This is a genomic window from Brachyspira pilosicoli, from assembly GCF_008016535.1.
GTDB lineage: Bacteria > Spirochaetota > Brachyspiria > Brachyspirales > Brachyspiraceae > Brachyspira > Brachyspira pilosicoli_A.
Genome location: NZ_SAXY01000094.1, coordinates 1 through 979 on the forward strand (window position 1 = coordinate 1; position 979 = coordinate 979).

Below are 979 nucleotides of genomic sequence, written 5' to 3' on the forward strand. Positions count from 1 at the left end.
TGTTTAGGAGTGTGAGATATTGGACATTTTTTAGTATAAAAAAAGCAGTATCCTTGTTATAATATTTTGATATAGAAAATAAATAAAGGATACTACTATGAAAAAAGATTATAGCACAGAATTTAAATTATTTATAGTGGATGAAGCATTAAAAACTAAAAATATTAAAAGATTTCTAAAGATAGAAGAAATACCCAAATCTACTTTTTATGCTTGGCTTAAAAAATATAAAGACACTGAAACTGTCGCTAATTTTAGCACTAGACCGAAAACTTCTCCAAATATCTTTAATAATCAAGAAGCTATTAATTTAATTATTGAACTCTATACTAAAGAATATCGAGGTAAGCATTATATTAAAGCATATTTAAATCGTGAAGGCATTAAGATAGGTGTTACAGCTATAGAGAATGTACTAAAAAGAAATAATCTTTGGAGATACAAAATAAAAAAGAAAAAGAAGCGATATGATAAGCGTAAATTTGTCTCTAAAATACAAAAAGAAGGCAAAATAGTTCAAATAGACACTAAATATATCAAATTAGGCAGAAAAAGAGTTTATCAATTCACTGCTGTAGATTTAGCTACTCGTTATAGTTGGAGGCAAATCTATGAAGATAAAACACCTTATAGTGCTTTATCTTTCTTAAAATATGTCTTAAAAACTTCACCTTTTAGGATACAGGCTATACAGACCGATAATGGTATGGAATATACATACCGTTGTATCAATACCTCTAAAATCAATATTTTTGATGAATACTGCTTGAAAAATAAATTAGAGAGGAGATATATTCCTGTAGCAACACCAAGATACAATGGTGTAGTAGAAAGAGTACACGGCATAGACGAAAGAGAATTTTATTCACGATTAAATAAAAATATCACAGTAGAATTATTGAGAGAAAAATTAAAAGAATATACACATTTTTATAACAATCAAAGATTGATTTCTTCGTTAGGTTATATTACAATCAAA

The 979-nt window shown here is 26.9% G+C and carries 1 protein-coding gene; it reads left to right on the forward strand.

Features of this window, described 5'->3' with window-relative positions; genetic code table 11:
• Positions 1-97 precede the first annotated feature (97 nt).
• Positions 98-979: DDE-type integrase/transposase/recombinase (locus EPJ72_RS12860; RefSeq protein ID WP_158636909.1), on the forward strand; the 882-nt coding region annotated here is incomplete at its 3' end.